This is a genomic window from Spirosoma daeguense (assembly GCF_054776875.1).
Window position 1 is genome coordinate 1 of record NZ_BAAHBF010000005.1, and the last position, 17,521, is coordinate 17,521.

At 48.8% G+C, this 17,521-nt stretch carries 20 protein-coding genes; all 20 read right to left on the reverse strand.

The features are described from left to right. Nucleotides 1–199: 199 nt before the first annotated feature. A complete protein-coding gene (locus ACYVD4_RS16395) occupies nucleotides 200–496 on the reverse strand; it encodes a hypothetical protein (RefSeq protein WP_460947572.1) in 297 nt (98 codons plus the stop codon). 31 nt (nucleotides 497–527) lie between these two features. Next, nucleotides 528–1,010, reverse strand: coding sequence for a hypothetical protein (locus tag ACYVD4_RS16400; protein WP_460947574.1), 483 nt, complete (start codon nucleotides 1,008–1,010; stop codon nucleotides 528–530). Next, entirely contained in the window at nucleotides 1,007–4,363 is a 3,357-nt protein-coding gene (locus tag ACYVD4_RS16405; protein ID WP_460947576.1) for a hypothetical protein, read from the reverse strand. The genes ACYVD4_RS16400 and ACYVD4_RS16405 overlap by 4 nt, the downstream gene beginning before the upstream one ends. A gap of 12 nt (nucleotides 4,364–4,375) precedes the next feature. After that, nucleotides 4,376–6,292 carry a hypothetical protein gene (locus ACYVD4_RS16410; protein ID WP_460947578.1) on the reverse strand — a complete coding sequence of 639 codons (1,917 nt, stop codon included), beginning with the start codon at nucleotides 6,290–6,292 and terminating at the stop codon, nucleotides 4,376–4,378. Nucleotide 6,293: 1 nt separating this feature from the next. Beyond that, nucleotides 6,294–7,628, reverse strand: coding sequence for a hypothetical protein (locus tag ACYVD4_RS16415; RefSeq protein WP_460947580.1), 1,335 nt, complete (start codon nucleotides 7,626–7,628; stop codon nucleotides 6,294–6,296). A gap of 3 nt (nucleotides 7,629–7,631) precedes the next feature. After that, nucleotides 7,632–9,041 (reverse strand): hypothetical protein, encoded by a 1,410-nt coding sequence (locus tag ACYVD4_RS16420; protein ID WP_460947582.1) that lies wholly within the window; start codon nucleotides 9,039–9,041, stop codon nucleotides 7,632–7,634. After that, entirely contained in the window at nucleotides 9,034–10,047 is a 1,014-nt protein-coding gene (locus tag ACYVD4_RS16425; RefSeq protein WP_460947584.1) for a hypothetical protein, read from the reverse strand. Before ACYVD4_RS16425 ends, ACYVD4_RS16420 begins: the two co-directional genes overlap by 8 nt. Next, the gene (locus ACYVD4_RS16430) at nucleotides 10,047–10,502 is read right to left on the reverse strand and encodes a hypothetical protein (RefSeq protein ID WP_460947586.1); all 456 of its coding nucleotides are present in this window, start codon (nucleotides 10,500–10,502) and stop codon (nucleotides 10,047–10,049) included. Before ACYVD4_RS16430 ends, ACYVD4_RS16425 begins: the two co-directional genes overlap by 1 nt. Further along, a complete protein-coding gene (locus ACYVD4_RS16435) occupies nucleotides 10,496–10,939 on the reverse strand; it encodes a hypothetical protein (protein WP_460947587.1) in 444 nt (147 codons plus the stop codon). Before ACYVD4_RS16435 ends, ACYVD4_RS16430 begins: the two co-directional genes overlap by 7 nt. Before the next feature lie 218 nt (nucleotides 10,940–11,157). After that, nucleotides 11,158–11,817 (reverse strand): hypothetical protein, encoded by a 660-nt coding sequence (locus tag ACYVD4_RS16440; protein ID WP_460947589.1) that lies wholly within the window; start codon nucleotides 11,815–11,817, stop codon nucleotides 11,158–11,160. Nucleotide 11,818: 1 nt separating this feature from the next. Beyond that, a complete protein-coding gene (locus ACYVD4_RS16445) occupies nucleotides 11,819–12,085 on the reverse strand; it encodes a hypothetical protein (RefSeq protein WP_460947591.1) in 267 nt (88 codons plus the stop codon). Nucleotides 12,086–12,089: 4 nt separating this feature from the next. Beyond that, complete coding sequence (locus ACYVD4_RS16450) at nucleotides 12,090–12,233, reverse strand: hypothetical protein (protein WP_460947593.1); 144 nt, start codon at nucleotides 12,231–12,233, stop codon at nucleotides 12,090–12,092. Continuing rightward, nucleotides 12,230–12,466: a hypothetical protein gene (locus tag ACYVD4_RS16455; protein WP_460947595.1), complete on the reverse strand. Its 237-nt coding sequence runs from the start codon at nucleotides 12,464–12,466 to the stop codon at nucleotides 12,230–12,232. Before ACYVD4_RS16455 ends, ACYVD4_RS16450 begins: the two co-directional genes overlap by 4 nt. Before the next feature lie 204 nt (nucleotides 12,467–12,670). Further along, nucleotides 12,671–12,901: a hypothetical protein gene (locus ACYVD4_RS16460; protein ID WP_460947597.1), complete on the reverse strand. Its 231-nt coding sequence runs from the start codon at nucleotides 12,899–12,901 to the stop codon at nucleotides 12,671–12,673. Beyond that, nucleotides 12,898–14,286 carry a terminase large subunit domain-containing protein gene (locus tag ACYVD4_RS16465; RefSeq protein ID WP_460947599.1) on the reverse strand — a complete coding sequence of 463 codons (1,389 nt, stop codon included), beginning with the start codon at nucleotides 14,284–14,286 and terminating at the stop codon, nucleotides 12,898–12,900. Before ACYVD4_RS16465 ends, ACYVD4_RS16460 begins: the two co-directional genes overlap by 4 nt. 2 nt (nucleotides 14,287–14,288) lie before the next feature. After that, on the reverse strand, nucleotides 14,289–14,780 hold the full coding sequence (locus ACYVD4_RS16470) for a terminase small subunit (RefSeq protein ID WP_460947601.1): 492 nt from the start codon (nucleotides 14,778–14,780) through the stop codon (nucleotides 14,289–14,291). Between the two features lie 15 nt (nucleotides 14,781–14,795). Next, nucleotides 14,796–15,353 carry a DUF6712 family protein gene (locus ACYVD4_RS16475; RefSeq protein ID WP_460947603.1) on the reverse strand — a complete coding sequence of 186 codons (558 nt, stop codon included), beginning with the start codon at nucleotides 15,351–15,353 and terminating at the stop codon, nucleotides 14,796–14,798. Further along, on the reverse strand, nucleotides 15,322–16,488 hold the full coding sequence (locus ACYVD4_RS16480) for a hypothetical protein (RefSeq protein WP_460947605.1): 1,167 nt from the start codon (nucleotides 16,486–16,488) through the stop codon (nucleotides 15,322–15,324). Before ACYVD4_RS16480 ends, ACYVD4_RS16475 begins: the two co-directional genes overlap by 32 nt. Before the next feature lie 10 nt (nucleotides 16,489–16,498). Then, nucleotides 16,499–16,924, reverse strand: a complete 426-nt coding sequence (locus ACYVD4_RS16485; RefSeq protein ID WP_460947607.1) for a hypothetical protein — start codon at nucleotides 16,922–16,924, stop codon at nucleotides 16,499–16,501. Nucleotide 16,925: 1 nt separating this feature from the next. Beyond that, the gene (locus ACYVD4_RS16490; protein ID WP_460947609.1) at nucleotides 16,926–17,489 is read right to left on the reverse strand and encodes a hypothetical protein; all 564 of its coding nucleotides are present in this window, start codon (nucleotides 17,487–17,489) and stop codon (nucleotides 16,926–16,928) included. Nucleotides 17,490–17,521: the final 32 nt, after the last annotated feature.

Genomic DNA, 17,521 nt, shown 5'->3' on the forward strand with positions numbered 1-17,521 from the left:
ATCGTACCAATCGTAAACCGACTAAGTAGCTTTGTGACGGCCACCATATTACCGATGGTACGGCGTTTAAACTTGTAATATTTGGGTGTTTGCTCCACGATTTATCTTGTTTCAAATCGTTGATTGTAATATATTTAAGTGTACATTTTAGGTTGTTTAAAAGGATGGGTCGCCACTGTGAAGAGTGGTGGCCTTTTTTTTATCGCGTTGAACTTTGTGGAGTCGTAGCGGTTGAGCTAGGCGATTGCGTCACCGCCGTTCCATTATTCGCGCTGGTAGTTGTCCCATTTGATGGCCCACTTACCACCGTACCGCTACTAACCGTTGAAGAGGTTGTCCCACTGGTTGAAATACCAATGTCCGTTACCGTCGTTCCATCTGGTACATTCAGTTTAATTGTAATCGTTGTCATGGCCAGAATAGCAATGACAACGAACTTTGCCGCGTAATCGACTCGAAAGGATTGTGCTACTGTTTTCATGGAAACTGTTTTCATGGAAATTGATTTAAAGTGAAGTTGTATGTGATCAGTCAGGGTAGGCTGCCCAGTTTATTTTTATCGTACCAAGCGAGACAAGGGTATTGATGGTAATCGTAATATTAGTGGCGTCGGCCGACCAGCTTGTACCAAACTGAGCAGGCGAACTAAGCTGAAAGTTGTAGAGTACATTGACAGGCGTAGATGATAAGCCATGCGCAAACACGAACGTTTGCGAACCCAGCAGTGTAGTTGTAAACTGGTTGACACCCCGCTTCATGGTCAACGTCTCTGACTTCATATAACGCCCTTTTGTCCATGCGCCAATTGTTCGTTTGCCATCATCAGTCGCTACGCTGGTAGAGTCCCAGAAGAACACGCCACCCATCGCATCGCCCATCGACGTACCATACCGAACCAGTGCCCAACTCGCGTATGTACCGCGTTGAGCACGCAGGGAAGAGAAGTTTTCAAAACGTTGCTGCGCGTAAACTGAGCCATTTACAAGCAGCAGGAGTACTAGCTTTTTCATTTTGCTTCAATGTAAAACGTTAAGTTATTAACACCCGTTACGGGGGCTGTGGCGAACGTGGCCGTAACGTTGGTGGCGTCGGCCGACACGAACTTGAAGTTGCGCTGATCGGCATCATTAGAGCCCGAACTGAACAGCAGGAACGTTGGTGTATAGCCTAGTCCGTGGGCCGCCGTGAAGGTGGTGGCACTTCCGTTGCCCGATGTAACGACTGTGAGCTTATTACCTCCAGCGCTTACCCATGCCGTACCATTGTATAGCCATGTCCCCACCACGCCGTCAGTCTGATACACCATCAAGCCAGTGGCTGGAGAAGAAATAGCGGCCCGTTGTGAAGCGGTCATTTTTGGGAAAGGCAGCGCACCTTTTGTGGTCGAAATAACCTCCAGCTGAGCGCTTGCAGTGGCTACGGCTGAGCTACCAAGTGCCAGCGAACTAGCTAGATACCCCTGTCCGGTTGGCGTTACCCGAAACATTGCATTCGTGTAGTTTCCTGCTGTGGCAGATACGTTTGCTCCCACCGCAAAATTCCCGTCGTTGGTGATTTTTAACTGTACTGCATTGCCTAGCGTACTACCCGCTGCGGCACTAGCCCCAAACCGAAACTGCCCCTCGTTGCCCAGAAAGTAAAACAAGCCAGCCGCGCCGGTTGCGCGGTATTTAAAACCTGACCCATCGAAATACACGTTCTCGGCCAGCCAGCCATTGTTTAGTGAATAGGGCTGCATTTCCAGACTACCAATCTTTAGAGGTGAATCGGATGTATTGAATCCGGGACGCGTGAAGGAATTGGCAGTTAGTGCCCCCGTAACCGTTTCACTACCGCCCACCGTTAGATTGCCCGTCACTGCCGCGTTGGCGGTTACACTCAGGCTGCCTGTTGCGACGCTACCGGAAACCGCACTGCCCGAAACAACCGAATTCCCAGTCACGCTAATGGCAGAGGTCGAAACGGCTGAACTGCTGAGTGTACCCCCGATTGTGGCGTTTCCTGTTGTGCTGAGCGTATTGGTAGTTGTGGCTCCGGTTACTGTCAGGCCTGCCGAATTAATTGTAGTAGCGGTCAGACTACTCGTTGTCGTACCGCCGTTCAATTGTGCCAATCCCGATGCCGTGAGTGTACTTAACGCGCCTGTGCCAGTGTGTGCGCCCGAAAATGCCCCATTCATCGACACGCCATAGCCCGTAGTGTTGGTAATCGTTCCGTTGGCAATATCGAACCCATCACGAGGCTGGTAAGCCATCGTACCAAGCGTAGTAGTAAACGCATTGAACGTAGTGGTTAATAGCCGGGCGGTTAGTGCGGACGCTACCCCTGCGGTATAGCTGTTAAATGGCGTAATAGACACCTTATCGTTCAGCGACGCAGTTGTCGAGCTTACAAACGTGTTGTAGGTATCGGCCGAAACAAACCCTGCGGTATTGGTACTAATCGATTTGACCTGCAAATGCCCCCCTGAATTCTCCGCAAACGTCACGAACCGGCCCGGATAAGCAGGAATAGTCACGGTAGCAGACAGTGCCCCTGTGACCGGATTCTTTATCATATTGGCAGGATTGGTGGTGGTAAACACCCACGTACCACCACTGCCAGGGTAATCCACAAACGAAACGTTCTGACCCGATTTGAACTGATTCACCGGAATAGTAATATTTACCGTACCGCTATTTTCAATCTCTACCACATTGGTCGTAACTGGATTTAGCGTAAAGCTGCTGGCACTGGTATAAGTAAAGTTATCTGCGTTGGTTACGTGAGCGAGTGCCGCATCCCATCCCTGATCTGTTTTTTGTAGCATACTACGGTTGGGCGCGTTGGTTGCTGAGCCACGCACAGTGAGTTTTGCCTGCGGCTGCGACCCTAAAGGCGACCATAACCCGCCATTCGCTGGCTGTCCATTCGAAATGCCATTGATTGCACCAGCCCAGTTTCGAAACGCGCCAATGGTACTATTCTCATAAGCAGAGGAAAGGCGCACCAGATAGGTTTTTTGAGCACGTACAGTGGCGTGAATATCGAGATTGACGAAGCCGCCCTGCCCATCGAGCCACACAGATGAATGAGTCGTGTCGTTGGTAAACACAAACAGTGAACCAAACACACCATCCGCTTTCTTGACGTAAACGCCGGATGTGGGGGGAGCAAGTCCGGTACGGTTCGTAATGTAGAACTCAGGATGCACAAACGTTACCTGACTGAACCCATCCAGATATACCGCTTCCCGGTACGAATTAATGTGGGTGCCCTCGATTTTAACAATGGGGGTCGGATAGGATGGAGAAGTACCGTAAATACCATAATCGACACCCACAATTGACCCTTTTGTCCACGTCTCCCCCTCAATCGCAGGAACGCCATTGCTTTTTATCCAGAACCCTTTTTGCGCGGTCTGGATATTGAAGTCAATGAAATTATGCTCGACGGAAGGAATATTGGCGGTGTTCTCCACCACTACGGCGGAGAGGGTGTTCTGGTTGGCACCAACAACGTAGAGTTTTTGTACTGAGGTTCTGGAGCAATCTTTTAGATACAAGCCTGTCGTCCACTGGTTAGCCGCAACGACCGATTTGATGGCTACATCCGACACCACAGGGCCGGGTATTTGTAGGTGGTACGTACTGAGTTGTAGTGCAATACGCCCGGCTGATTTGGCTCCTGTGGATTGAATTTCAATATCCCGGATATTCACAGGGCCATAATTGCCCGTGCCGCCCAGATCCGGGTTGATAATTTTTAGCCCGTCGGTGTCATTATAGAAGCGGATCACCGACCGCCCCATCCCGGCCCCCGCAATGGTAATACCTCCTCTGTTGTAGCGTTCTAACTCAATACTCGAATCGTATACGCCAGCAGGGCAGAAATGGCGAAAGTTCCCCACTACGTTCAGCCACGCCAGCAGTGCCGCCCCATCATCCAGCCCATCGTTGGGAATAGCACCAAACATCTGGGGCGTCGCATCCCGGTTGAGTACGTTACGCAGGTAGTTTTGCCCCCCATTGGTAACGACCGACATAAAGCCATCGTCAGGCTTTGGGATACCTGTATTGAGTGAGAACGTACCACCCGCAATGGAGTCCGACACCACCACCGTTTTGGGGGCAGTAAGGGCCGATAGGGTATCTGATCGTAAGTCAGCGACTGAAGTGCGAACGCCTGAAATTTTATTAGTGGCAACGTTAATTTTCAACGGAGCCACGATCCCGGCTTTATTGCGCGTGTTCCAATAGCCGCCAGCGTCAGGACCAAGCTCGATAAGGCCAGACGTTTGGGGGACACGTGGTGTTCCAATGTAGAACTGCCCCTGCACACACAGGGTACTAAGTACAAAGAGTAGGGTGAGTAGCTTTTTCATGTATGGGTTGTATTAACTATTAATGACACGTCCAGCGTAGCCGGGCTTACGTTCGCCCTCGACCACAATAGGTAGTGCCTGATAGGTTTGATTGGAGTCCCCATTCTGCACAGCGAACTCGTACCACTGCGCTTCTGGCCCAATAAGTTTTACTTCAAACTGATTGCCACTTAATAGCCCTCCTGTTGCTCGCACCAAATCAGTCCGGGTATCATTCCAGCCCTGATTCATGCCCCCCAGTATCCAGACCGTGTAACCGAACGGTGTCGATTTATAGCGCATGATATAGGCAGGCTTCTGGCCAGCACTTGAAGAGGAGTTATACGCATCGTTGTAAGCCACCACCCCCGTATAGGACTCCCAATTGCCGACCCCGTTTATTTTTACTTCAGGATCTTCAACCAGTGTCGAGCCGGGAAAAAACTTCTCCAGCGGCTGCATGTCGAACCGAGCCTGATACAACGCTGTGTAAAAGTGGAGGTGATGGTTATAGAGTCGCCATTCGTGCGAATTCAGATCACCCCGAACGAAAATGTTACTGGTTGGAAAAATGTAAATGCCAGCCAGCGGAAAATCAGCCCCATGCAGAAACCGCCCTACCGCGTAAATACTGTACGAGCGGTAGGGTTGTAGCCAAACCTTTGGTGTTTCGATAAAATCACCGATCTGAATACTATTGTAAAGGTCAGCAAAGGGCGCACGAACGGGTCTTGGAATACCGTTTATATGGCAGGGCGCATCTGGCTCGTAAACGGGTTCAATCATGCGAATGATACCGCGCTTAACGCCCTGATTTTGCATCATCTTTTGCCGACAAAGCTGTAGATACCCTTTCTCCTCTGCTACGATGTGCACAGGATGCATCTTGCCCCACAGGTATTCGTAGGTCTGCGTACCCGGCAACCGCTGTTCCCAGATTTCGCTGAAATCCTGCTGTGAAATATCGAATCGGTAATGATAGAAGTAACCAAGCATGGCGTCTTCCTTATCGTACTGATTACCCGTCAGCGTGTAGCTACGACCATTCAAGGTAATATTCCCCGAATTATCACCGCCCACGTGCTTTACGTTCGCACCAGCAAAGGCCATAAACTGCGAAGGGTCGCCAATCTGGTTGGTGCGGGGAGGGCCTTGCTGGTTCGATGAACCGTATATGATTTTCGTACCAGCAGCCGACTTATTACGCACTACCTGAAAGAGCAGTGTCAGCCGATTTGAGCGACGTGTATGCCCCTCAATTTCAAGCAGGTTTGCATTATGTAATTGCTCTACGGTAGCGTAGCCAGATGGGAAGGTCGATTTCGCTGAATCGGATTCAAGTTGTACCGTGTTGTTCTTATGCGAATCCCAGCTTGTCCAGTGCGGGGGATTATCGTACTTGACGCGCTCCCAGCTATTACTGTTCTCGATGTTGAAGATCAGAATACCGCAAAACTTGTCGGGGCCATTGACCCCGCAGGCAGGGGTAAACTGCACAATCTGCTGTTCGTAGTCAGCGATTGTACGTTCGAAATAGCTTGCTCCTTCCCATCCGTTATTATGGAATGCCGATTCGGTAATGTAGTACATTCCGTCGGCTGGACTTAGCGACGCCTTTTCAGCTTCCGAGATAGCCCAAACGTTGAAAAGACTTATTCCATCGTTCTTACGTTCCGCAACCGTTTTAGGTCCAGGATTGAAGTCAACGCTAAACCTGTATTTTGGGTCAAAATATAGCCCTGAACCAAACTGACCCGGCACAAATGTTCGCTTCGCTTCTCTGGTATATTTCTTCTTCTGAGAAATACCTTTACGCGCTGGTGACTTGGTGATGATGCCCGTTATTAATGTGTCGGGGTTGCCCGAACCTGCCACCGACTCCGTGTAATCTTTTGTGTCGATTACAGTGCCGCCAGCATCTAATGTTTGTATCGTGAATCCGTTTGGCATATTAATAGGTGAACGTGGCCGATAGCCGGGTGCCTGATTTATCAGTTGTATCGTTACCGCCACCAGAGGTGGGATAGATGGTTGTGCGCGGCACCGATAGTGACGCACCGCCGGGTATCTGAAACTGAGCCGAAACTTCTCCGCCAGCGGGCGAACCCGTAGGGCGTACCCAAACTTTAATAAGCTGGTTTGTTATGCCGTTCGTGCTGTAGGCGTGAGTGTACCCGCTGGGGTCGTTGGTAAGCTGATAGAAGCCAGATACGTTATTTTGCCGTACGCCTGCTCCAAAGTCTGGACCTGCGTCAATATCAAGCTGCATACCACCGCCATTGCTGATCTTGAAAAAGAACGTGTACTGATTCTCCGCGTTGGGGTCGCCCGGTTTTGCCCGGTACCAGCGTGCATCGATAGCCACTACCTCTTTCTTCGCTGTTTCGGGCGGTGGCGTGGTAGGTGTATCGTTGTTTACTGTGGGTTGGGTATCCTGTAGTGTAAGCGCCTGCGTAAGAGACGCGCCGTTCCAGACAGCTTTCGCGTATTTGACGACGCCGTTATGGGTGAACTTTAGTGCGTATTCGCCAATGGGCATATTTACCCACCCTAAGAAATGGTAGTTATACTCCAATCCGCCTAGTGTCGCATCGAAACGCGTGGTCTGATATTCTGATTTGTTAACCCCTGTCGGCCCTTCCACGATCTGCACTTTAGGTGTGCCATTGCTGCCAACCGATAAAGGCCCGATGAGTGGGCGAAGCATCCGATCCGATGCAGTAGCGATTAGATACGCACGCATTGCTGGCGCTTCAGCAGGCGAACTAACCAGAAAGGCAAAAGATTTATTGGCAGTGCGTCCGTCTGATTGTATACCCTGCAATTCGAAGCTTACCGCACTACTTGAATAGTCCGACGGTAGTGTACCGCGTAGTACAGGGTTGTCATTGGGCCGGGCAAATACTTTAAGAAAGTCAGGTAGCGAAGCGCCTATAATATCTACTATTGTTTTTCCTGACGCTGGCGTGAGATAGGTAAAACGTAACTCTGCTTCGTATAACTGCCCCTTAATCCCTTCAGGAAAATCGACTGTGCCATTCCAATAAGGATCTTCTGGTGCTGGCGTTACATCGATACCACATTCTGTATCTAAGTCGGCGATATTACCCAAATAGCGTTTCCATCCATTGCGCAAAGGAGAATATACGCTCTCCAGACTAACCGCACCGTCCTGCCCAATAGGCACCAGATAGTAGATGTAATCAGAATCCTGATCAGTTCCGGATAGTACCGTTTCGATAGCCAGCCGGGGAAGTTTGACGATTATGGTTTTTCCGTTTGGCATGGCTTAGTTGGTGATTTTTTCGAGTTTGACCTTAATTGTTGCGTCTGGACTTTGCGAGGTGACAGTGAACGTCCACGGTGCCGTATTAGAGAATTCTATATCCGAGTAGGATTGCGCAGGCCGGTTGTCTGATCCAAGCAGGATTGGCCATATCTGCGTACCGGGCACTTGTAAATTGTGCTCTATGGGAAACCCGAAATCTTCGGGTGCTACACTGAAATACTGCTCTGTTTGTGGCTCAACCGGTGTGTCCATGCAGAAGATTTCCAGTACATTTCTGGAATCCCCGTCGATGGATTGACTGGGTAGGTAAGAAACAATCCGACTCGCAAGGGCAGCGAACGAGAGGTGCTTATATTCCCAAACTTGTTTTGCTGAATTGTATTCAGGACATAGTACGTAGTTGGGGTCTTGCGCTAGTGGTGCAAGGGCTGTCGACAATGTTTTGAAGATCGCGTCTGCTCCCTCTGCGCGTAGCAAAGGCGTAATGAGCTTAAAAAACGTATCATAGAATAACAATACGTGCCCGAATTCATTGGCTATTCCTCGTCCACCGTCCCCGAAAATACCTGTTGTTAAACGCGTCTGCGGGTTGGTGCCGTCACCATCGGTTTGCCGGAACGAGGTGAAGATTTGTCCGTTGTTGTGGGTGCGTGGTGTATCCAGTACCAAACCCACTTCAGGCCCACCGATAACGACCGTTTTATCGAATAAAAATTCGGTTAGGTCACGAGCGCGGTAGTTTATTACCTCTTTAAAGTCGTCTATTTCCCCTACCTGTTGAGCATCTTGTGCCAGTTCAAGCAGGGTTTTTGTGTCGATTTCTGGAGGTGCTCCCGGTTTAATTACGGGTCCATCTGGCGTTATGACAGCAATTAAATATTGCCCGTCCGCTATGCCAGTTAAATCAAAATCAGGGAACAAGGCAGCGAATCCCTCAAACTGACCATGTAGCTGCTCGGCGTTGACGTATCCTGTACCTATGCCATCGTTAACTTCTGGATCGGTCGCGTTACGCGATAGTCCAAATGTTACCTTGTCCGCGTTTGGAATTTCAGTAGAACCGCTCCCGCCCCCTTCGGCTAACTTTTCAGCAATAGCACCAGCGGAAACGGGAAGTGTATTACCAAGCGTTATTTGTGACTTATTGGTAACGAGCTTGATTGACCAGAGATTAGGGTGCGTTTCGGGTGATTGGCCCGCAACTGTATCGCCCTGCGCCTGTATCAGAATGCCATCTTTTACCGCATATTGATATTGATCATAGGAGGCTGTATTATCGTAGTCCTGAATAGCCCCTTTGGTAAGGTCTTCCAGTAAGGTACCGATACGATTCGCTGAGTTTTCGCCTGTAATCTGCGCAGTTCGAACTACACCAGCCCGTTGTAATAAGTCTTTTAGCTTCTTAATCACGATAGCGAACGGTTAAAGTTTGAGAAACAACATCTTCACCATTCGTCACCCATAGCTGAGCGGATTTAACCGTTGAGGCAGGGTCGGCATTAAGCCGGATACGCTGTACTTTTGGGTTGCCTGTTAACGGTTCGGTTTCTTCTGTTCCGACCATTACGTTAGCGCCATTAAAATACTTGGTATGCAATACGTATTCGGCCCCTTCTTCAATCAACCACAGCAATACGTCTGAATAATACCCCCGAAACACGACAGGCTCGGGTAGTAGTGTGATCCAGCGAATCGTGCCGTACACGTAGCTGGAGAGGTCATTGTCCTTTCCGGGCGGCTGCATATTAGCCGCACCAAAAAGAAAGCCGCCATTGATGGTTTGTGGCCCTTCAATAGAAATGCTACTATAGCTCACCTCGAGTCGATCCGAGAAATCAGGATCAACCAGCGCAACTTGTCCGTCAGGCACTAGATTGGGCCGTGGGTGCAGGCGGACTCGGCTTTGCAAATCGACCTGCGCTACTCCATCCACAACGGGCGTTTCAAGGGTTGATGTGCGCCCGTCGCTGTGATCGATCTTAAACTTTAAAAGCTCCCAATCAAGGCCCGTTGTTGGCGAATACCCTTTTATATCAATTGGATGTAAAGCAGAGAGGTGGCTAACAGGCGGTGTTTCTATTTCATAGGGTCCCGTTGCAGAGGTACTACGCAGCAGATTGGCCGTAAAATTCCCCTTTCCGTTGAATGAGGTGCTGGTTGATGTTTCCCAGAGCTGGAACCCTAGCGCAACAACCTGAATGAAATAGGTTTGACCTGTTGGCAACGCACCACCATTGATAACAAAAAACTTTTCTAGCTGCCCACTGGCGTCCGTTTTAGGGTAACCCGAAACACCTGTAAAGAACAGTATAGTTACATCATGTCTCCCGGCGTCGAGGATACGAACGGATGCGTCGACAACTGGCGTACCATTAGCGCGCAAAGCAGTTAATCGAAAAATTCCGTACGTAGACATTAGCCGAACAGGGTTGTTTTAATTTCTTCCTTGATGATGGGTGCTAGTTCGCTACTAACCTCCTGCGCAATGCGCGTGGCGTCGAGTGGATCAGTAATCACACCGCCGGGATTGTAAGCATTAGGAACCGCGATACCCTCTCGTGCAATTTTTGCCGCAATCGGATAGCCCGCTTCTTCTGGCATACCGTGACGGACTGCCCACGCTTTCATTTTTTGCACCATGTCGCGACTCGGCTTGCCCGATCGATTCGGGCCACGTCCGCGTTCCTGAAAACGCCAGTAGGCTGGACCTACGATTTCGAGTGTAAACCCACTACTACCGAGTCGTACCTGTGCAAACGTATTGTCGGCTGAATAGCCCGTATCGCGTAACCCTTTCTGCTGCTGGGATTGCACAACAGCTGCAACGAGTGCATCACCTTTCTGGTTGAGGTAATCGGTTCGGTTCAGCATAGCGATAGGGCGTCTAAGGTGAGCGATAGCGTTAGGCGAATTCCGTCCAGATTGCGGTCGGTTAGATTCAGGGAGAAGTTGGCCGACTCGTTGGCGTTGTTGATGATGCCCGCATTATCCAGCAGTTGATACAACCGCATGGATATTGGCGCGAGTAGATCAATATGTGCCCGTTTCTGCTCAGGCTTGTCGGATAATGCAGAAGGAATAAACAGAAACAGTGTTAACTGGTATACGCGCTGAAAAGCACCATTGGTGAGTATACGGGGTTGGGATTGCAAATAACCTTCATGAAATAGCAGTACCTCCCGTTCGTGCAAATCAGCCAGCACATTGAGTTGCGCGCGGGTGCCATAACCAAACAGCACGGCAGGCCCACCCTTGCTTTGCGAAAGGGCAGACAATTGCGACGTGATTTGTTCTAACTGGTCCAGCACAGAAGCAAATTACGTGGGTGCTTTTGTGCTATTAGGGCCTTGCTGGCTCTAAGGAGAGGAAAGATATAGGGGATTCCGTTAGGGCGAACCAACGGGCTGGGTGAGTCGGTGGAAATGGCTCAGGTAAACCACCTTTTTCTGGTCAGCAAGTCGGGCAAACATCGCTTCGTCGTGAGGTAACAGCTTCGCTTGCTGATACGAGATACTAAAAATGGAACTTAGCTGGCGAAGCGCAAAATGGTTCGTAAACGCACTAAAGCCGGGCGTAAGTTCAGCCGCCACTTTAGCCGCTTCATCGTCGGGACTGCTGCTTTGTGAAAACTGATCCTGCCAGAAGGCTGTGGACTGGTGTATCCAGTCAAAAAAAAAGCGGACAACCCCATCGCCAGGGGCATGGGCAGGCTGTTTATGTGAGGCAATACCGCTTTGGCCTGTTCAATATCGGTGTAGGGCTGGCCTGTAATCAGCGGGGCAAGGTAAATGGAGAGTAGCGTTTGGGCCACTACGGGCAATGAATCGGTTTCGGGCGTTTGCAGTGCCGATAGTTCGTCTTCGATATCCCACCGCTGCCCGATGGTGGTTTCAGCACCAATGTTTTTCGGTATCCGTATGGACTTACCGTCGATAATGATGCTCTCCGGTACGGTGGTGGAGGAGAGAAACGACAGGTCGGAAAGGAAACCAAGTTGAGACGTGGTCACCTCCGCAATGTCAGGGGCACCTAAAGTGCGAAAATCAGACTCGGGCAAGCCGGACAGGATGGTAAGGAGTTGCCGGGGCGATTTGGCATTAAAACAGGCTAGGCCCTGCATTAGCGTTACTTCATCCCATGATTCAGGTAGCGAGAAAGTGAGGGTATCAGCGCGAACGGTGATCATATTAATTAACAAAGTCTAATGTATCATATCCCATATCAAACCGAGCAAAAAGCATTTTTTCTTCTATATAGAAATAAAGATTGATCCAACTTTTGCTTTTGTAATAACCACCTATTTCAGTGATAGTAACAACTATAGGCTGTTCATTGCTACTGCTAAAGCTATAATACTCTTTACCCTTTACTTGATCTATACGCTTCCATACGTGAATCTTTTTACCAACTAGTGCGCTAGATATTATCTGCTGGAAACTTTGGGCAACTTTCATATCCTTAATTCAAACTTATCAAACACTGCACTTTACCTGTGGTCATTGTCAACTCACCGTACTTGGTGTCCTTCTGAATCATCACCCGCATGAATCTGGCTTTGTCGAGGGTGGTCAAGTCTGTGTGCCACTTGGTTAGTCGGTTCATTCGAACGAAGTAGGTATTACAACAACTTCTTTATATGGCCCCCGACTATCAGCACCGTCCCGAATGGAATATATTTTCCAGTCAGTTTTTAAGAGATCTTCTTCTTGCGGATGCCCGATAAAGTTTGCACTACCAATAGGCGAATCAACGACTGGCTGATAGGGAGAACTAACTGTTAAAGCTTCATTGATTGAAGTTGTTTCACTTTTAAAGACGTACTTTATACGATACATGATTCAATATTTAGTTTTCCGCAAAGCTAGCATTATAAAGCCTTAACACTGAATACCAAAACTTATAGTTGCCGCCTAATAACCGCTCTTGCCGTTTCTGATGATGAAGAGTTAATAGTAAAAGCTTTTCCTGACATCCAGGCTTTGCAAAAGTATTGGCAAACAAAATTAAATCTTCTAGTTCGCTCTTCGCATCTCTTCGCTTCATATCTCAACAACACGCACTATAGTGATATTCTTATCCCAATCAGGAAACACCTGTACTTCAGGGTTTTCGATCTGCTCCCGACCAATCAACTCATTCGCTTCTTTCGTTACCTCTGCTTCCATCGCATTCATAAGCGATTTAGAGCCAATGGGATTTTGCTCAATCACATTCTCCATGAATTTCTCTAAATGCTCATTCGTATAGCGAAATTCTGCAATCGTTTTCATAACCGCATCTTTCTAACAGGTGGACGGTAGGCGCGGGAGGTGCCTTGTATGGGTGAATTTAACTCAAAATATTCACGCATCATAAGCACATCGGAATTATCTGGCGAACGGTCGATCAGCTTTTTAATATCCTCCTTACTCATAACCGCCCGCTTACCCTCGCTGTCAATATCACGCTGCTTGACTTGTTCTAATTCCTCAACTGTTTCTTCGATTTCTGAATCACTCATCGTCCCCGCTTCAACGTGCATACCTGCTTTATTGATTCGGTCGGCTAGTCGAAAATAACACTGAGATTTAAGGTTTAGGTAATTCGGTGTCTGCATACCCTCAAGCGGTTGCCGTTCGTCCATTGGCCGGGCATTGTTATTGAACGCCTTACAGCCTACCAAATCGGTAACACCACCGCCCACCCCATCATCATCAACCAGCACGTGCGAAGCCGGTATGTTGAACCGATTCATGGCCTCCCGTAACTTATCAGCCAGTTCGGGAATAGATAACTTCTTGAACGTATAGTACGCAATAACTCGCCACCCATCCCAAACACATATCTTGGAGCTATCGCGACCATACCGGGCAACGTCACACGTAATATAGCGTTCGCCCGTAGCTGGCACATGTTCGTTACGCCAAATATCAAGAATGGACTCATATTCGATTAAGGCAGCCGGATCATCATCGTACTCCCAGTTTCCGTATAGCAATCGTTGCTTTTCATTGGTGGTGAGTGTACGATGAAGGTTTTCCAGATAGCCAGACGGTAAACGTTTATTATCCTGTGGTAGAGCCTGAACGAATCGTTTCCAGCTTTCGAGTTCTGAATCCTTATGCTTCCTGTAATATTGCTTGTAGAGGTAGTTCTTAGCCGGGTTGCAAGTTTGAAGTAGTTTAGGCGATAAACCGTACACATCGTTTTTCCACCGCCCAATACTGGCGGCAAGGTTGTTTTTAGCAGCTTCTTTGAACTCTCCCGCTTCTTCAATCCAGCCCCGAGTCATCTGCATGGAGCCAAACCGAGCATACAATGGATCGCGCGGAAGGTACTTTGCATCAAGTAGGTAGACCCGACTTTTATTGTAGCAGGTAAAGTAATTATCCTGCCCGTTATAGTCGTAATACGCTTCGCCAATGCCCCAATGTTCAAATACTTCGTGAATAGACGGGATAGTGTGTTTACGGATATTGGTCAGCGAATCGCGGGCAATGAAGTAGTGAGTTTCGGGGTAGGTAAACGCATCGCCGAATATTAACGAACAACCGAGGTAAGATTTACCTGAGCCTTTAGAGCCACCATAAACAATGTCTGAGACGCCTTTATCCTGCCAGAGTCGGCAGACCTGCTTTTGCTTCTCGTTACCGTAGGTGTCAAATTTAAGCTTCACGGCTACAGCACCTCCATGCCTGTTATCTGCTTGACTTCGATAGTACTGTTAACTTCTGTTTTGTCCTCCCAACCCATGTTCTTTAATGCAAAAATAACTCCTCCTCCCTTGGCGAATGGAAGTATATCTTCATATTCGCTTTCAATAATAAGTAGCGCGCGTTTTATCGGGTAAGAAAAACTCTCCCGTTTCACGTAATCCGCTAAAGACTGTCTAGACTCGAAACCTAAAAAGAGAGCAAGAGTTGTAATTTTTGGACGTTCAGGCGCACGAACACAGACCCGGTTTGATACCTCAACAGGCACTAATTCCATCTTTCCTGTTTCTTGGTTCTTTCTCCGCTTATTTACTGTATTAGTTTGGTCTTCATATTGACCTTCACAGTAAATAAAATACTCTTCTATGCGACTCTCCAACTCCTCAACAGTGGAATATTTTGCAGGGCGTCCATGCCCTAGAGCGTATTTATTTCCTTTGGGAGCTGCAAATGCCATATATAAAGATACAAACTAATTACCTAATCGGGAAGGGCTTCGACGCTGTGCTTTCTGGATAACAGGACGGCCGGAATAACCTAGCGAAGGCGAACACACATCAGGCTCTTTTAATAACCGCGAGAGTTCAACAGCTTTGCGCTCAGCAAGTGTTTTGTACTGGAGTGAAATCTCGGTTCGTCGGCGGTCAGATATGGGATCTGAATCTTGGTTAAGTTTCGTCACAATACCCGTATCCGTAACCTGTGCACCGTCACGCAGGATATACGCCGACCAAGCGGCATACGTTAGGAACTGAAGCAATACCCGCCCTGTATCGTAGTCACGCTCAGTAAGGTCTGAGAACAGCAATAGGCCGCCGGGATACCCGTCTGGTTGATCGTATATAGTGAACCGTCCATCAGCAAAGAAACCGTTCCAGTACACGAACTGCGTGGGTGTGAGTAAGTCTGTTAACCACCCTTCGTAGATTTGCGTCAGGATGGGTTCGAGCTTTTCAAAGCGAAAGGTCGGGGGAATATCGCCGATGAAGCGGTCGAACTCATTCCGCCTGGGCCACATCGTTGCCGTCATCAGGGAAGTAGTTTAAATTCTCGATTGTGAAATCGCGGTCGGTTATCGGAATATGCCAGTGACTGAAGACATCGGTAAACACACGGGCGATAGATCGCTGGTCGCGGTTTACCGTCTGCTGCATGAGTTGCGAGAATAGCTTGATTTGAATCTGAGTAAAGCTAATACCCGAACTCGTTTTACGAATACCCATCAACTCGTTGGGTACGCGGGTTCGCCGGGATATGTGGGATTCCGTTTCCTCAGCGAGTGAGTTGTAACGGTTCGCCAGATCATTACCCGCCATTGATTCAAACTTAATGGCGTCTAGTTCCTCAACGGTCGATGCTTCGATAACAAAGACCGAACCCGCGTTATCCGCTCCCTGATGCTGAGTTACCCGATTCGCCACTGAATCTTCATCGCGCTGATCCTGTTTTGCTGTTCCGCCGGGACGGAGCGCCTTAATGAATCCGGGTGAAACTAAATCAGACGTTATTAATCGGTAGCGGTATTTAGATAATTCAGCTTCCGTTTCAAAAGCAGAAGTGCCACCTGCATAGGAAGGGATATGGTAAACGTCACCCCGTTTTCTACTGGCGGGCACGTAGAGAAGTTGTCCATAATATTTCTCAATGCCGCCTACTGACTCTATTTGCGCCAGTACCACGCTCGGGTCTGGATTATACACAAACACCTCCCGCTTTTCTTCCCTACGTTTTGGGTAAATCGTAGAGTTCAGATAGGGGAATATACCCGCAATAGTGACGTTGCCCAGATCGTCAGGCTCCTTAAAACGTATTTGTTCCCACGGAACCGCCTGAATCCCTACAATTTGACCAAGCATGTTGTAAGCGACATGCAAACAAATTACTTCACCCACCGCTACGTTCCACGCTGTTTCGGCTAGAATATCATCAAGGGTATGTCCCCTTCGATTCACGACAAATTCAGCAAGCGTAACATCTTTAAACCCATTCCCTTCGATGAACTCAGCCCGTACGCTCATCGCGGCACTAGCCGTGTCCGAATCATCAATAACATCGAGAAGAGTTTGGGGAAACAAGTTGTCGGAGCCAAACGAAAGAAAGCCCGCCACTCTGCCTTTGGTGACGGGCACTTTCTTATTGACAAGTGGCTTTGCAACGCGGGCCATAGAGAGTTAGTTACTTACCGTCGCCTTCTTTTTTTTTGTCCGGTTCGGGTGCTTTGTAATCAGGATTGACAATGATATACTCCTTGTAGCCCTCGTCCAGCTTGAAAAGGTCTTCAGCGATTTTATCGGTCAGGGGCGTGTTGCCAGGCGTCTTTACCGGGCCGTTCACCAGATTGCCGAGGTTTGCTACGTGGAGTGAGCCAATCTCTGGCTTAATCATGTATTTATTTATCGCACTCATGATTGGTCTGTTTAAGAGTTTAAAGTGTTGTCGGAAGTACATAAACATCTCGTGCTTCCAGTCCGGACAACTTGTGCAGGCCGATAGTCCGAGTTGATGCAGGTACTCTTCTTTCAGGCGGGCGAGGTCGGGGCCGTTGGGTTCTCCCTCCCTCACCCACGCATTCAGTAAGTCGTAAAGCTCGTCGGTCGACATACTACGGCGTTGTCAACGTGATCAAATACGCTTCGGTGTCCTCGACACTGGAGGTAACGTGCTTGAGCGTGTACGGCGTTGTTTTTTCCTGCGCTGCCTGAAATTCCAGCACGAATTGTCCGGGCGTGTTAGCGTCGTTAGAATCGTTTGTCAGGTTCGTGCAAGCGAGTCCGGTTGGATAGCCAAACACTTTCCATCGACCTGTTGCCCCGTTCTGTTTCGCAATCGCAAACAGATTTGTTTGGTTAACAATGCTATCGACTTCCTTGTCGGCCGCTACAGAGTTATCGAGGACAACAAAGCGAAGTCCGTGAGGCAGATTGTTGCCGTAGTCGTTAGCAGCAAAGCCAATCGTTGCCTGATTCGAAAGTTTGAAACCTTCCCAGAGTTTAAGCTTTTCACCTGACTTGAGGGTTATACCAGTGATGGTTTTATTGTCGGCGTCAAACGCGACCGATTGAATCTGATCAAGGTTGCCGACGTACATTTGCGCTTTCAGTCCCTGCCCGTTCGGCTGGCAGTTATTGACCAGGTTTCGCGTAAGGCTACTGACCGAGCATGCCATAATTGAAAGATTGGATTAGGGAGCCTTTCGAC

What these genes read in the sequence shown, in the direction of transcription:
- ACYVD4_RS16395 (WP_460947572.1), bottom strand. Translation starts at nt 496, where the DNA reads ATGAAAACAGTTTCCATGAAAACAGTAGCACAATCCTTTCGAGTCGAT.
- ACYVD4_RS16400 (WP_460947574.1), bottom strand. Translation starts at nt 1,010, where the DNA reads ATGAAAAAGCTAGTACTCCTGCTGCTTGTAAATGGCTCAGTTTACGCG.
- ACYVD4_RS16405 (WP_460947576.1), bottom strand. Translation starts at nt 4,363, where the DNA reads ATGAAAAAGCTACTCACCCTACTCTTTGTACTTAGTACCCTGTGTGTG.
- ACYVD4_RS16410 (WP_460947578.1), bottom strand. Translation starts at nt 6,292, where the DNA reads ATGCCAAACGGATTCACGATACAAACATTAGATGCTGGCGGCACTGTA.
- ACYVD4_RS16415 (WP_460947580.1), bottom strand. Translation starts at nt 7,628, where the DNA reads ATGCCAAACGGAAAAACCATAATCGTCAAACTTCCCCGGCTGGCTATC.
- ACYVD4_RS16425 (WP_460947584.1), bottom strand. Translation starts at nt 10,047, where the DNA reads ATGTCTACGTACGGAATTTTTCGATTAACTGCTTTGCGCGCTAATGGT.
- ACYVD4_RS16430 (WP_460947586.1), bottom strand. Translation starts at nt 10,502, where the DNA reads ATGCTGAACCGAACCGATTACCTCAACCAGAAAGGTGATGCACTCGTT.
- ACYVD4_RS16440 (WP_460947589.1), bottom strand. Translation starts at nt 11,817, where the DNA reads ATGATCACCGTTCGCGCTGATACCCTCACTTTCTCGCTACCTGAATCA.
- ACYVD4_RS16445 (WP_460947591.1), bottom strand. Translation starts at nt 12,085, where the DNA reads ATGAAAGTTGCCCAAAGTTTCCAGCAGATAATATCTAGCGCACTAGTT.
- ACYVD4_RS16450 (WP_460947593.1), bottom strand. Translation starts at nt 12,233, where the DNA reads ATGAACCGACTAACCAAGTGGCACACAGACTTGACCACCCTCGACAAA.
- ACYVD4_RS16455 (WP_460947595.1), bottom strand. Translation starts at nt 12,466, where the DNA reads ATGTATCGTATAAAGTACGTCTTTAAAAGTGAAACAACTTCAATCAAT.
- ACYVD4_RS16460 (WP_460947597.1), bottom strand. Translation starts at nt 12,901, where the DNA reads ATGAAAACGATTGCAGAATTTCGCTATACGAATGAGCATTTAGAGAAA.
- ACYVD4_RS16470 (WP_460947601.1), bottom strand. Translation starts at nt 14,780, where the DNA reads ATGGCATTTGCAGCTCCCAAAGGAAATAAATACGCTCTAGGGCATGGA.
- ACYVD4_RS16475 (WP_460947603.1), bottom strand. Translation starts at nt 15,353, where the DNA reads ATGACGGCAACGATGTGGCCCAGGCGGAATGAGTTCGACCGCTTCATC.
- ACYVD4_RS16480 (WP_460947605.1), bottom strand. Translation starts at nt 16,488, where the DNA reads ATGGCCCGCGTTGCAAAGCCACTTGTCAATAAGAAAGTGCCCGTCACC.
- ACYVD4_RS16485 (WP_460947607.1), bottom strand. Translation starts at nt 16,924, where the DNA reads ATGTCGACCGACGAGCTTTACGACTTACTGAATGCGTGGGTGAGGGAG.
- ACYVD4_RS16490 (WP_460947609.1), bottom strand. Translation starts at nt 17,489, where the DNA reads ATGGCATGCTCGGTCAGTAGCCTTACGCGAAACCTGGTCAATAACTGC.